Annotated in this window: 12 protein-coding genes; all 12 read right to left on the bottom strand. The window is 51.3% G+C overall.

All coding sequences use genetic code 11. The features are described from left to right. Positions 1-15: 15 nt before the first annotated feature. Positions 16-1,356: an ISL3 family transposase gene (locus Dia5BBH33_RS09410; protein ID WP_269776992.1), complete on the bottom strand. Its 1,341-nt coding sequence runs from the start codon at positions 1,354-1,356 to the stop codon at positions 16-18. A gap of 1,064 nt (positions 1,357-2,420) precedes the next feature. Continuing rightward, entirely contained in the window at positions 2,421-3,098 is a 678-nt protein-coding gene (hisIE, locus tag Dia5BBH33_RS09405) for a bifunctional phosphoribosyl-AMP cyclohydrolase/phosphoribosyl-ATP diphosphatase HisIE (RefSeq protein WP_143332880.1), read from the bottom strand. 8 nt (positions 3,099-3,106) lie between these two features. Further along, positions 3,107-3,868 (bottom strand): imidazole glycerol phosphate synthase subunit HisF, encoded by a 762-nt coding sequence (gene hisF, locus Dia5BBH33_RS09400; protein ID WP_022383217.1) that lies wholly within the window; start codon positions 3,866-3,868, stop codon positions 3,107-3,109. Between the two features lie 4 nt (positions 3,869-3,872). Next, positions 3,873-4,586, bottom strand: a complete 714-nt coding sequence (hisA, locus tag Dia5BBH33_RS09395) for a 1-(5-phosphoribosyl)-5-[(5-phosphoribosylamino)methylideneamino]imidazole-4-carboxamide isomerase (RefSeq protein WP_143332879.1) — start codon at positions 4,584-4,586, stop codon at positions 3,873-3,875. Then, positions 4,583-5,200 (bottom strand): imidazole glycerol phosphate synthase subunit HisH, encoded by a 618-nt coding sequence (gene hisH, locus Dia5BBH33_RS09390; protein WP_022383215.1) that lies wholly within the window; start codon positions 5,198-5,200, stop codon positions 4,583-4,585. Before hisH ends, hisA begins: the two co-directional genes overlap by 4 nt. Next, on the bottom strand, positions 5,197-5,781 hold the full coding sequence (gene hisB / locus Dia5BBH33_RS09385) for an imidazoleglycerol-phosphate dehydratase HisB (RefSeq protein ID WP_022383214.1): 585 nt from the start codon (positions 5,779-5,781) through the stop codon (positions 5,197-5,199). The genes hisH and hisB overlap by 4 nt, the downstream gene beginning before the upstream one ends. Continuing rightward, positions 5,774-6,847 carry a histidinol-phosphate transaminase gene (gene hisC, locus Dia5BBH33_RS09380; RefSeq protein ID WP_143332878.1) on the bottom strand — a complete coding sequence of 358 codons (1,074 nt, stop codon included), beginning with the start codon at positions 6,845-6,847 and terminating at the stop codon, positions 5,774-5,776. Before hisC ends, hisB begins: the two co-directional genes overlap by 8 nt. After that, positions 6,837-8,129 (bottom strand): histidinol dehydrogenase, encoded by a 1,293-nt coding sequence (gene hisD / locus Dia5BBH33_RS09375; RefSeq protein WP_143332877.1) that lies wholly within the window; start codon positions 8,127-8,129, stop codon positions 6,837-6,839. Before hisD ends, hisC begins: the two co-directional genes overlap by 11 nt. Positions 8,130-8,134: 5 nt before the next feature. Next, a complete protein-coding gene (gene hisG / locus Dia5BBH33_RS09370; protein ID WP_232518045.1) occupies positions 8,135-8,758 on the bottom strand; it encodes an ATP phosphoribosyltransferase in 624 nt (207 codons plus the stop codon). Next, the gene (locus Dia5BBH33_RS09365) at positions 8,746-9,975 is read right to left on the bottom strand and encodes an ATP phosphoribosyltransferase regulatory subunit (protein ID WP_108850447.1); all 1,230 of its coding nucleotides are present in this window, start codon (positions 9,973-9,975) and stop codon (positions 8,746-8,748) included. The genes hisG and Dia5BBH33_RS09365 overlap by 13 nt, the downstream gene beginning before the upstream one ends. A gap of 1,126 nt (positions 9,976-11,101) precedes the next feature. Then, on the bottom strand, positions 11,102-12,325 hold the full coding sequence (locus Dia5BBH33_RS09360) for an IS110 family RNA-guided transposase (protein ID WP_143332875.1): 1,224 nt from the start codon (positions 12,323-12,325) through the stop codon (positions 11,102-11,104). 640 nt (positions 12,326-12,965) lie between these two features. Further along, a complete protein-coding gene (locus Dia5BBH33_RS09355) occupies positions 12,966-14,018 on the bottom strand; it encodes an IS30 family transposase (RefSeq protein WP_108849579.1) in 1,053 nt (350 codons plus the stop codon). Positions 14,019-14,303: the final 285 nt, after the last annotated feature.

Here is a 14,303-nt window from a genome sequence, read left to right as displayed (position 1 = left end):
AGAAAAAGAGGCTCTTCACGGAAATTTGGGGGATGAATAATTTTTAGGTAAAGAATGGAATCGGATAAGGGTAAAGAAATAATCTATGTTTCGGTACCCATATCCGATTCTTTTTAGTACCTTGATCTTATTATTGAATCCTTCAAGCTTCCCCGTATTGATAGGATACAGGGCATGAGCAGCCAGTCCCTTGATTCGCTTCTGCTTTTGCCGGGCAAACTTTACCAGGGCAGGAATCCCGCTCTCCAGTCCAGCCTGAATCCATTTTGTCCATCCGGCGAGAGCTTCTTCATAGTCAGTCAATGTGAACAGACGAGTCATCTCCTGCTTCATGGCATAACAAATCGCCAAATCCCTATGCTCGCTCAGGATATCCAACAGATGAGTTTTCTGCCTTTCATTCAGGTGGTCGTCCTTCTTTAACAGTATCCATCGGGATTTCTTTAATTCGGTATAAAGCTTCCTTTCTTCATGGCTCTTTTCCCTGGCCATCTTCTGGAGCTCTGGATTATTAGTTTCTTTCGTATATTCCTTTAATGCTTCTGCTTCCTGCCTATGCTTTTGTGCTTCCTCCAGGCGCACGGCTCCCATAACATCACGCCCAAACTGTGCCTGCATATGGTACCGGTCATAAACGATGGGGACCTTCGGACAATATTTCTGGAACAGCCTGTTAAAGGATGCGTTCATATCCATGGCCACCACTTTTAGCCTGGAAAGAAGCGAAAGGTCAATGCTCTTAAAGAAGTGCTCAAAATCTGCCATGGAGCGACCCAGGCCGGCCCACAAGATGAATCCCGTTTCCAAATCCATAACGCAGGTGGCATAGCGATGGCCCTTATGGATAGCGAACTCATCTACGGCCAAATACCGTGGGCGATAGTTACTTTTCTTCAGGCAGGTTTCAAAGGCAGCCAACGCCTTATCCATGATATGCTTTTGTATTTTCTGTATGGCACTCCAATGTACAGAGAGCATGGCCGAAATGGCAGAAATGGATGTATGACACTTAAGCAGATGGATAATCCACAAGGCCATATCCCAAGTAACGCGTGTGAAAGGGCATTGGCAGGGGATATCTTCCGTTATGGTCTCCCCGCAGGATGTGCAGCGGAATCTGTGCCCCGAGAACCCTATATACTTCTTTTGCTTAGGAAGATCTGGAAAATCCTTGATGAGTACAGAAAAAGCCCCATAACTATACATACGGGAGTGACAGTGCAGACAGGAAAAATCTCTGGCAGTCCGTAAACTGGTAACTCGGGTATGGCAATGAGGATTTGGATGGTTAGTGATATTTTCTGTGCGATAATATTGACAATTAAAAGTGATTTCATTATAGTAATAAAAGAGCATTATTCGACCTCCGTGCGTAGTTTTAGGCAACTTACATTTCGGAGTAGATAATGCTCTTTTTTCAATGCCAATTTTATATGTTATTATTTTTATCCCACAAAAAAGCGTGAAGAACCAAGAAAAAGCCCATGACGGAATGAACAAATATTTCGTCATGGGCTTTTTGTGGTTGAGAAAACCATAAAACCGGACTTCGTCCGTAGGAAATGAACTTCATTCGGTCCCTCCGGGACCACCTTCCTCTACGAGGCAAGGTCAAACACCCTTAAACCAGCCGGACGGCTGAAGGAAAACAAGCAAACCTCGCTGCGCTCGTAGAACTGCACTCCTTTCACCAGCGTCAGTATAAGGATAGGCTGGATCCACCCCGCTGGGCAGGTCAGAACCTTCCGAAATCATTTAGTACCGATATTATCGAGGGTGATTTAAATACGTTCACCGTAAATGAAAATCGTATGACACTCGTTCGATGATATCCGTCAGAATCGAGAAAACCTGCCTCGGAACAAGGGGAACCTATATAAGTTCAAGACAAATTTGATTTGAGCTTTTTCTTTTCACATCGCAAGCTGCCCCCAACGGAGGGAAGTGCCCGAAGGGCGAAAGAGGTGCAGTTTCTAAAAAGGCCGGGCGGATAGGGTTGATTATTCATTGGTTTTTATAAAAAGGTTCCTCGAGCAACGTGAGGTTGTGCGGTTTTCATTCAGATGAAGGCTGGTTGTTCGGCTTTAAAACCATACAACCGAGCTGTCGCTCGAAGAAATGAACTTCATTCGGTCCCTCCGGGACCACCTTCCTCTACGAGGCAAGGTCAAACACCCTTAAACCAAGGCTAACGCCTTGAGGAAAAGCAAAACCAAAAAACCTCGCTTCGCTCGTTGAAAATCCACCCTAACCGCCACTTCGTGGCCCTCCTTCCCAGACGGGGAAGGCAAGCCTCGCTTCGCTCCAAAAAATCAAAGCTCTGGACGGCGAGGGGAGCGAGTTGATTTCTTCCATCAAAAAAGAGGCTCTCGATGGGCCTCTTTTTTGTGTTCCATATTCTTTATTCCCTATTCTTTCCCTCAAAATGTTTTGTCCAAATGTCCTACTGTTTTCTTGTTTCCTTTGACTTCGTCTCTTCTTTCCATTTCGGCCATGATGTCGTAGAGGTCGATGCCTGCGTTTTCCCAGAGGACGAAGAGGTGGTAGAGGAGGTCGCAGGATTCGGAGGTGATTTCTTTTTTGTCTTTGTGCTGGTCGGCGATGATGACTTCGCTGGCTTCTTCTCCGATTTTCTTGTCGATTTTGTCGCTGCCTTCGGCAAGGAGGTAGTTCGTGTAGGATTTGGGCTGGGGATTTTTCTTTCTGTCTTTGATTTCCTCGCTGAGGGCGTGGAGGATGGAAAGGGTCCCTTTTGTTTCCTGGTTCGTAAATCCCTCGATGCCGCGGAAGAAGCAGGTGCAGTTTCCTGTGTGGCAGGCGGGGCCTTCGGGGAGGACCTGGGCTACGATGGTGTCTTCGTCGCAGTCGATGTAAAGGCGCTCGATGTGCTGGATGTGGCCGGATTCTTCGCCTTTGTGCCAGAGTTTCTGGCGGCTCCGGCTGTAGAACCAGGTTTCTCTTGCTTCGAGGGTCTTTTGTAAGGATTCTTTATTCATCCACGCCATCATGAGGATTTCACCGCTTCTTGCGTCCTGGACGATGGCGGGGATGAGGCCTTTTTCGTTGAAGTGTATGTTTTCTGGTTTGACGTTTTCCATGTGTACCTCTATTCTGCCGGGCGGATGGGGATGCCTTCTTTTGCCAGGTATTTTTTAAGATCGGGAATCGGGATTTCTCCGAAGTGGAAGACGGATGCGGCGAGTGCTGCGTCGGCTCCTGCTTCGAAGGCTTTCTTGAAGTCTTCCATGGTCCCTGCGCCTCCGGATGCGATGACGGGGATGGTGAGGATTTCTGAGAGTGCTTTCAGGAGCTCAAGGTCATAGCCGTTCTTCTCTCCGTCGGCGTCCATGGAGTTCATGCAGATTTCTCCGGCGCCCAGGGCTTCGCCTTTTTTTGCCCATTCGAGGACGTCGATGCCTGTGTTCTTTCTTCCGCCTTCGACGTAGACGTCCCAGCTGCCTTTATCGTTTCTTTTTCCATCGATGGAAAGGACGACGCACTGGCGGCCGAAGCGTTCGGCGGCTTCGGAAATGAGTTCGGGACGAAGGACGGCGGCGGAGTTCACGGAGACTTTGTCAGCCCCGGCAAGGAGCATTTCGCGGAAGTCTTCTGTCGTCCTCATGCCGCCTCCGACGGTGAAGGGGATGGAAATTTCCCTGGCAATGGCTTTGACGGTCTCGGTGAAGACGGGGCGGTTCTCGTGGGTGGCGGTGATGTCGTAGAAGACGAGTTCATCGGCGCCTGCATCGGAGTAGGCCTTGCCGAGGGCGACGGGATCGTCGACGTCCCGGAGGTTCTTGAACTGTCTGCCCTTCACGACGCGGCCGTGGTTGACGTCGAGGCAGGGAATGATTCGTTTTGTCAGCATAGTATCACTCCTTCAGTTTCCGGATGTCTTCCATGGTGACGCGCCCTTCGTAGAGGGCTTTGCCGCAGATGGCACCATAAATGCCCATGTCCTGTAATTTCTTCAGATCATCAGGGGAGCTGACGCCGCCGGAGGCGATGAGGGAAATGCCTGGAAGTGCCTGAAGCATCTCGAGCATCTCGAAGTTCGGCCCGGTGAGCATGCCGTCCTTGCTGATGTCTGTGTAGATGATGGTGGAAACGCCGGAGGAAAGGAGCTCCTTTGCGAGCGGCATAACTTTCACGCCGCCGCTTTTTGTCCAGCCGTGTACGGCGGCTTCGTCTCCTCTGGCGTCTATGGAGACGGCGATGCGGTCTTTCCAGCGCGCTGCAGCTTTTGCTGCAAAGGAGGGGTCCTCGACGGCGCGGCTCCCGATGATGACGCGGAAGACGCCGGCATCAATTCTTTCTTCGATATCGTCCATGGTGTGGATGCCGCCGCCCGTCTCGACGGGGATGGAGACGGCTTCGCAGATGGAGCGGATGAGGGGCGTATTCACGCCCTTTCCTTCGAAGGCGCCGTCAAGGTCGACGACGTGAAGGAATTCCGCGCCGGCTTCCTCGAAGGAGAGCGCGGTTTCCACGGGGTCTTCCCCGTAGACGGTGACGTCGCTGGCCTCTCCCTGGCGGAGGCGGACGCAGCGGCCGTTCTTGATGTCTATAGCAGGAAATACGATCATAGCTTGAACCACTCCAGTATGTTTCGTAACAACAGGGCCCCGATGGCGCCGGATTTCTCCGGATGGAACTGGAGGCCGATGACGTTTCCTTTCCCGACGATCGCGGGGATGGGGACGCCGTAGTCAGCCGTCGCAATGACGTCTTCGGTGTCTGCGGGGACTTTATAGTAGGAATGAACGAAGTAGACGTAGGGATGAGCGGGAAGGCCTCTGGAAATCCAGTGGTCCCTGGCAAATACGAGCTCATTCCATCCCATGTGGGGGACTTTGCGCCCCGGAGCAGCGGGAATTTCTTCGATGTGGCCCGGAAGGAAGCCGAGCCCTTCGACGTGGCCGCCTTCCGTGGAGTAGTCGTAGAGGGCCTGCATGCCAAGGCAGATGCCGGCCAGCTTCGTGCCTTTTTCGACCGAGTCCCTGATGGATTCGGAAAGGCCGCTTTCGGTGAGGCGGCTCATGGCGTCTCCCATGGCGCCCACGCCCGGAAGGATGAGGGCATCCGCGTCTGCAATGACCAGGGGATCGGAGGAAACGATGCCTTCGCTCCCGGCTCTTTTCAGGGCGTGATAGACATTGGCAATATTTCCTGCGCCGTAATCGATGATGACGATTTTCATACGAGGACTCCTTTCGTGGAAAGGACGCTCTTATCCTTTCTGAAGGATACGGCTTCACCAAGGGCATGGCCGAAGCCTTTGAAGAGGGATTCGACGATGTGGTGGCCGTTCACGCCGTAGAGGCAGGCGATGTGAAGCGTCATGCCGCTGTTTGACGCAAGGGCGAGGAAGAATTCGCGGACCATTTCTGTCTCGAAGGTCCCGATCCTTTCGACGGCGATATCGACGTCAAAGACGAGGTACGGCCGGCCGGAAAGGTCGAGGACGATGCGTGAGAGGGCTTCATCCATGGGGCAGAAGAAGGTGCCGTAGCGGGTGATGCCGCTTTTGTCGCCAAGGGCTTTGGCAATCGCCTGCCCGAGGCATATCCCGATGTCTTCGACGGTGTGGTGGTTGTCGACTTCAAGGTCGCCTTTGGCAGAAAGCTTCAGGTCAAATCCGCCGTGCGCAGCAAAGAGCGTCAGCATGTGGTCGAAGAATCCGATGCCCGATGTGCCTTCGAAGGTTCCTTTTCCGTCGAGGCATATGGACAGACGTATGTCCGTTTCCTTTGTCGTCCTAGTGATGGAGGCTTCACGCATTGGGGATCACCTCCCGGATGACGGAGAGGACCCTTTCGTCGACGTCCTTTGTCGTGACGGTGATGCGGAAGAAGGAGGCCATCTCAGGGCTCTTGTACTTCTTGACGAGGATGTCTGCTTTCCGGAGCGCTTCGAAGAGAGCAGGCGCATACGTCCCTGCGTCCATGAGGAAGAAATTCGTGGAAGAGGGGTATACGCGGATGCCATTGACGGAAGAGAGCTCAGCAAGGAAACGGTCTCTTTCTGCAATGATGCCGTCTCGTACCTTGAAGATTTCATCCCTGTGCTTTAAGGCAATGGCGCCGAAGGCTTGGGTGAAGATGTTCAGGTTGTACGGGCTCTTCACTTTGGAAACGGCATCGATCATGTCGCTGTCCGCCACCATGTAGCCGCAGCGCATGCCGGCCAGCCCGAAGGCTTTCGAAAGGGTGCGGATGACCATGACGTTCGGATATTTCTTGATCAGGGAAATGGCGCTTTCTGCCTGGGCGAATTCCATGTATGCTTCGTCGACAAGGACGGGGTTCTTCGAAAGGGAAACGATCCTTTCGATTTCAGAAAGGGGCGCGAGCTCGCCTGTCGGGTTGTTCGGATCGCAGAGGACGGTAAGCTTCGGCTGGTACTTTTCGACCGCTTTGGCAATCCCGTCCCAGTCGCGTTTGAAACCAGGAAGATCGGGAACGGAGATGGTCTTTGCCCCGATGACGGCAGCTTCGGTATCGTACATGTCGAAGGTCGGCGCATGCGTCAGGAGGATGTCCTCGGGGTCGAGGAATGTATTAATAATGTAAGTGATGACTTCATCGCCGCCGTTTCCTGCCAGGATCCAGGAGGGATCGACGGAAAGGTAATCAGCGATGGCTTCGCGCAGCGTGTCTGCCATCGGCGCCGGATAAATCTGCGGCTTGAGGCTCGCAAGGGCCTCCTCGGCGTCCTTCATGACGGAGGGAAGGGAGAGGATATTGAAGTAGCTTTCGTTGGCGTTGATGACGGTCTTTTCATGGATCGGAGCGACAGCGTAAGGAGCGAAGTCTTTCAGTGTTTTTCTAAGCCAGTTATTGTTCATTGTATCGTACCTCCACGGCAGCGGCGTGAGCGTCGAGTCCTTCGGCGAGCGCCAGCTTCATGACTTTCGGAGCGACGGCGTGGAAGGCTTCCTTATTGTAGATTTCCACGCTGCTGTGCTTCATGAAATCGTACACGCCCAATGGGGAAGAGAAGGCGGCCGTCCCGGACGTGGGGAGGGTGTGATTGGGGCCAGCCATGTAGTCGCCAAGGGGTTCGGATGTCCATTTCCCAAGGAAGATGGCGCCTGCATTGACGACAAGGGGCAGGTACTTCTCCGGATCGGGAAGCTCGATTTCAAGGTGCTCGGGAGCAATCTTGTTCACGATGTCGAAGCATTCTTCCGGCGTCTGGCAGAGGAAGGCTTTCGCATAGTCGCCGATCGAGCTTTCGATGATGTCTTTGCGGTTTCTTTCCTTCGTCTGGCGAGTCATGGCTTCCTCGACCTTTTTGCCGAAATCGGCATCGGGCGTGATGAGGAAGACAGCCGCGCGGCGGTCGTGTTCTGCCTGAGAGAGGAGGTCGGCGGCAATCCATTCCGGATTCGCGCTGCCGTCAGCGACGCAGCAGACTTCAGAGGGGCCTGCAATCATGTCGATGCCGACGGTGCCAAAGACGAGGCGCTTGGCCATAGCGACGAAGGCATTGCCCGGGCCTGCAATCTTGAAGACAGGTTCGACGGTCTCGGTGCCGTACGCCAGCATCGCAATGCCCTGCGCGCCGCCGACTTTGTAGATTTCCTTCACGCCGGAAACGTAGGCAGCGGCGAGGATGTTCGGATTTACTTCGCCATCCTTCCCGGGAGGCGTCGTCATGACGACAGAGGGGCAGCCGGCCACGAAGGCGGGAACGGTATCCATGAGGACGGTCGACGGATAGGCCGCGAGACCGCCCGGCACGTAGACGCCGACTCTCTGAATCGGTTCGTACTGCTCGCCTAAGCGGACGCCGGGACGGAATTCCTTGATCCAGGATTCCTTCTTCTGCTCCTGATGGAAAGCGGCGATATTGTCACGCGCTTCCTTCAGGACGTCAAGCATTCCCGGTTCGATCAGGGTCAGCGCTTCCTCGATTTCCTCTTCCGTCACGCGGAAGTCAGAAAGGGTGACACCGTCGAATTTTTCTGTCAGGGCGCGCACGGCCGCATCGCCGTTTTCACGCACGTCCTTCAAAATGGCGGAAACAGATGCTTCCACCTCAGCTGACAAATTGACGCTGCGCTCGGTCAGGCGGCGTACGTCGCGGAGGGAGAGGCCTTCCTCCGGCACGGTAATCCATTTCATATCGGTCATCCTTTCTTTTCTATGCTGCTGATGAGTTTCTTGAGCTCATCCTGTTTCATCTTGTACGATACTTTATTGCAAATGAGACGGGCCGAGAGGTCCATGAAGAAATCGTAGGCTTCCAGGCCGTTTTCCTTCAGCGTCGTTCCCGTCTCCACGATATCCACGATCACATCCGAGAGCCCCACCAGCGGCGCCAGCTCGACGGATCCGTTCAGCTTGATAATGTCCACGCTCTTGTGCCTGCTTTCGAAATAGGCACGGGCAATGCGCGGGTACTTCGATGCCGCGGTGATCATCCTTTTTTCGAGGACGTTCTGGCGGCCCTTGATGCCTGCGACGGCCATCCGGCACTTTGCGATGTTAAGGTCGAGGAGCACGTACGTGTCGCCGGCCCCGTCTTCTTCGATGACATCGCTTCCGACGACTCCGGCATCCGCCGCGCCGCGCTCGACATAGACCACGACGTCCGGAGATTTCACGAGCGTCACCTTCAGCATGCCTGTTTCATCGGTGAAAATGAGCTTCCGGCTGTCATCGTCGTATGTGGGGAAATTAAAACCCGCGGCGGCGAGATTCTTCATGACCGTCTTTGCGATACGGCCCTTTGCGAAAGCTATGTGCAGCATGATTTCATCGCCTCCAGTTTCTTTTCCATTTCATCCGGCGAGAGGATTTCCCCGCCCGTTTCATACGATCCGTCCCGGTACACGGCCATGGCGGCGTAATCGGAAGGATCGACTGTATTTCCTAGACGGTACCCCATCACGCGGTACCCCTTCTTCCTCCAGCGCGTGAGGTCGGCGGCGAGGTTCTTCGAGAAGCGGTCGTAGGAAACCGCCAGCTGGAAGGAAGGTCCTTCCTCATCGAGAAGCCCTGAGTCCGTCATGTACTCGTAGAGGAGATTCATATTCATCCCGAACCCACAGGCCGGACGCGCCGGGCCGAACTGCTCGGAAAGTTTGTCATAACGTCCGCCGCTCACGAGCGAATAGAGCGCATCGTCGACGTAAATGCGGAAGACGAGGTCCGAATAATATCCCATGTGCGAAGCAAACCCGAAGTCCTGGTGCGCGAGCTTCTCATATCCCGCACTGGCCAGATACTCATACACCCGGCTGATCCGGTCGAGCGCCTGATCCATCTGCCCGTTCAGACAGAGCGAACGCGCCCGCGACATCGTCGGCCCGTACGGCCCGAAAAGCGAAGGCAGCTCCAAAAGCGCCGTGCGCCGCTTGCCAGAAAGGGGGAGGGACTCTGCGATTTCCCTAAAGGAAACCAGATTTCTCTTCTCCATGCACGAACGAAGCTCATCCGCCTGCCGTTCTGAAAGCTCCAGCGCCTCGAAAAGCGCATCCATGTAAGCCACCGTGCCAAGGTCGATCCGCATGCTTTCGATGCCCACCGACTCCAGGAACTCCGCCGCCGTGACAATCACTTCCCCGTCACACTCCGGCGTAGGATCCCCCAGCACCTCGACACCTGCCTGCAGGAAATCCCTGCCATGCGACGTCATGCCATAATAATTGCGGAACACCGTCGTCACGTACCCGTACTTCAAAAGCTCCGACCCGTCCGGAAACTCAATCGCCGCCGCCTTCACCAGAGGCAGCGTCACATCCGGCCGAAGCACCAGCACCGACCCGTCCGAATCGATCGTCTTGATCATCTCCTTGCGCAGCGACGGAAAATACGTCCCGTAAGAGTCATAATCCTCAAAACTTGGCGTCTGCACAATCTTGCAACCATGAGACAGCATCACCGAAATCACCCGATCCTGGATCCGCCCGTAACTCTGCATCTCCTCCTCATGGATCATCTTCATCTCATCCAGTGTCTTATTCATCGAAACACCGCCCCACTACAATAATTTAACGCGTTTATTAATTAATGTAGTTATACTTTACCACGGTAAAGATAAGAAGTAAAGAGCAGGATCAGTAAAAAGATGGTAAAGGGGGGAAACCTATATAAAGGAAAAGGGAGGGGAATGGATAAAAGGGAAAACCGTACAAGAAGGAAAACAAGCCAACCAGGCGTTGGCTGAAAACACAATACGACCTCGCGCTGCTCGCAGAAATGAACCTCCTCAGTCGACTCCGTCGCCAGCTCCACCTGCGGGGCGAGCTCTGACACCCTTAAACCAAGGCGTTGCCTTGAAGGAAATGATTAAAACCGGACGACGCTGCGCTTGGAAAAAACAGAAAGCGCTCCGCGGAAAACAAGCAGGATTTTAAAATACAGAACGCATTTGGAAAATAGAAAAGCATTTCGGAAAATAAAAAACAGCCAGGAAAACAAACTGCTATTTTATTTTCCTTATATATGGAAAGAAAAGAGGATCAAGGAGTAGAGCAAAGAAATCGCTCGCTGCAGAGCAGCATCGTGGGGAAAGTAAAGATAAAAGATAAAAGATAAAACCAGACAACCAAGGCTGAAGCCTTGGGGAACTACATCTCATTCCCGGTCTCCGACCGGACCTTCTCCTTCGGAGCAAGGTTAACACCCTTAAACCTCGCTTCGCTCGAAAAAAACAAGCAAACCAGCCTTTGGCTGTTGGTAATCAACCCTATCCGCCGGCATCAGAATTTGAGGCCGGCACCTTCCCCGTCTGGGAAGGCAAGTGTTAGCGGTGCTTACGAAAATGTGGAACTCGCTTCGCTCGTCATTCCTGAGCGTTGACTTTTGATAGTGATAATAGCGGTACGTGCCGTAGCGGAAGGTTTTGACCTGCCCCCGACGGAGGGAAGAATGCCTTTTACCTTGCTCCGAAGGAGAAGACCTGCTACACAAGAACAAGCCCCAATTTTAATTTTTTGGTATTTTTTGAATTTCTTATAGAATTTCTTGTCGGATTTCCTGACTGATCCTAACTGATTAGATTTTGGAGTTTGGCCGACTAATTCATTGCACTACGAAAAAGCCGATCTCACACTCGGCTTTTTTCGCTTTTCTTCACTTGTTTGCCTTATTTACGCAGCAAGGCCTAAGTCGCGATACAAATGCATCACCCGGCCGTAGTATATTCGTAAAAACTTAGCCATTCCTGCTACTTTTGCTACTTTTTTATACTTTCCTTCTGCCTCTTTCTTCTTTATGAACCTATATACTGCATCATCTTTGGGGATTTTATGCATAACTAACGACATCATTACTTGATACAATACTTTCCGCAGCCGCGCAGGACCTTTCTTTACTATGTGATTCTGCGAGGCTCGGAATTTCCCTGATTCATGTATTGATGGGGTCAGGCCTGCAAAGCAGATCAGAGAATGCTTGTTTTTAAAGCGTCTCACATCTTCGATCTGGGCAATAAGCGCTACTCTGGTAACTCTTCCGACTCCGCCCATCTCGCCGACGAGTTCATATTCCGGCAGATCCTTGGCTATATCTTCCATTCGTGTTAAACTAGCCATAAGAGCCTCGTCGGCTCTTCTCAGTAATCCGACATACCACATGATGGTTTCTCTAACAATTGGATTATTGGGGATGGAAGGGATACCATTCTTTGCTTGAGCGTAGATCGTCGCTGCTTTACTCTCATTGGAACGGTATCCTTTTTCTTCTGCCCATTCGCGATAAGATGCGACAAATTCTGCTTCCGATTTAGCAATAATATCCTCAATGTGGCAATACCTTTCCAGGAAATCCAGCAGTTTGTCTTTACCGCTGTTTATGTCGAATCCTCCGAAGAGATCGAAGATTCCTGGCATGGTCTGCTCCAATTGACTTTGCGGCTGGAGAAGGATGCGGCTTCTTTCCTCCGAAAAGTTAAGATAAGCATCGCAGAGTCTCTTTAAGAGGAAATACTTATCTCCATTAAGATCGAATTGCGGTAACTTTGCCCAATAAGCGATTCCATATCTGGCAATATTCGTGGAGTCGATGGAGTCTGTCTTTGTGTGTCTGAAGTTCTCTGCCTTATTAAAATTAGCAACCTTCAGAGCGTTGACGACAGATACAAAAATCCCATTCTGCTGCAAGAAATAGGCTATCGACAGGTGATAGACGCCTGTTGATTCCATGACGACTTTTATCTCGTCATACTTTGCTTGTACCCGAATTTCATCGACCAGAGGCTGAAGTTCCTCTTTTGTGTGCTTAACATCAAAGGGCCTGCGGATGATCTTGTCGCCAGGCGCCATGAAACACACCGTACTTTTTCTCTTGGATACATCAATACCTACACAGATCATAAGTGACCTCCTATAAAAGATATTTGTAGTTGGTAGACGCTAATCCTTCACACACTTATTACCACTCAAACTAGTTTTTTTACACGAACACGGAGATAAACCCGCCTAACGCGAGCACACATAATAAGGGGAAGGCTGACCCTCTTCTCCACGTCCAGTAAACGGACCGGTGGTTCGCCGTCAAGCCATCTACTCCCCTAATTATATGCAATAAGCGCAGCGGATAGGAGCGACCTATCTACTACACTTCTATTGTACTAGGTGGCTCGTATACCGGTTGACAATAATGGCAATTGCACAAATGCCTAGTAAGTTGGTGTACGAGACGGATGAGTTGCATTTCTTCAGCCGTCAGGCTGGTTGTAAAGGTTTTTCTTTTCATTCGCTGCATTCTGTTTTCCAGGCGGTAAAGGTTTTTTTCTTCTCGGTATTTGTTTTTATTTTTTTGTCCTCCTTTATATATATATATCCCCTTCATTTTTGAGCATGATGCAGCTCTTTCCATTTCCTTACTAATCTTAAAAAAGCTAGTGTTCATCAAAAATTTCATCTCTTCAATCCTCAGAACATCGATTCCATCTGAAAAGTTTTTGAAATTTCTTCCCGAATTGCAATAATAAGTTGAACACCCGGCGAACCTTTATGCAGTAAGTGCTGCAAGCATTTCTTCCCTAAAGCACTCCTCGGGTGTCTTATAGCCGAGTATTTTTCTTGGCAGGGTGTTGGCCCAGCACTCTACTCTGGAAATGTGTTCCACTGGGTAATCCTGGATTTTCTTCCCTTTGGGAAGAAATCGACGGAATAAGCCGTTGTGATTCTCATTCGTACCTTTGTCGCCGGAGCAGTACGGATGCGCATAATAGATCCGTGTGTGACTTAGTTTCTCTAGCTCCGACAGGCTGGAAAACTCACTGCCATTGTCTGTCGTAATGCTGAGGAACACTCGGCTGAAACAGCCGCGGAACATTCCATCCTTCAATTTTCTGAAGGCTGCTATTACAGAGGCACTTTCCTTGTTGGGCAGTTTTCTGATGAGGGAACAGCGTGTCTTGCGCTCAACCAGAGTCAGCAGTACTTCGTCCTTTGAGCGAGATCCCAGTACAAGGTCACACTCCCAATGCCCGAAATCCTGACGCTCATCCACAGAAGGATCGCGCTCATCTATACTGCGTCCGAACTTCTTCTTACGCTCACGAACCCGCTTCCTGGCGTTTTTTCGCTTGACGCGCAAGGGCAGGTCAATACTCTTGATTTTTCCTAGGAGCCCCAGCGTGACATAGTTGTACAGGGTTTTCGTACAGACCATCTCGCCACGTTGAAATTCTCCCGTAACCAGTGCCCTGCCAAAGCAGGCATCGAGCGACCAGTGATGTTCCTGAAGTCTCTTCTGCACATAGTCGAGGAATGCTCCCTTTGCTATGGCGTCGCATTTGCGACCACAGTTTTCGCGATGCGCCTCATAGGTGCTTTGCCCGTCTGCTGCGCGATAGCGTTCCACCTTGCCGTTATAGCAAAGAACCTTGCCACGCTTCACCTCGTTGCGTACCGTATTGACACAGCACCCAATCTCACGGGCTATGCTCCGATACGATTGCTTGTCGCGGAGACGCGTTTGGATAATGACTCGTTCCTCAAAAGTTAAATGAGCCCCTTTTTTGCGTAACGTATCCGTGGTAAAATGATTTTGATCCATAGCGATTCTCCTTTGTGGTTGTGTTTTTTGTGTAACTACATTTTACCACAAGGGTTCGCTATGGATTTTTAAGTGTTCAACTTAATTATACAATCCGCCTTTGAAATTTCTTTAAAAAAGCCGTTGACACCGGCTGCCGTAGGTGGTATTATCATACACGTCGCTGATGCAGCGTCCCCGCTGAAAAGCTTGATTCAAATCTTACTTAAAAATAAGTACTTGCAATCATCGCTTCAGTGTGGTATACTACTAAAGTCGCTTGAAGAGCGATGATTCTTTGAAAAC

The organism is Dialister hominis (assembly GCF_007164725.1).
Taxonomy (GTDB): Bacteria; Bacillota; Negativicutes; order Veillonellales; family Dialisteraceae; genus Dialister; species Dialister hominis.
The sequence above is the reverse complement of the archived record's forward strand: the minus strand, read 5'-3'. Positions and strand labels throughout refer to the sequence as shown.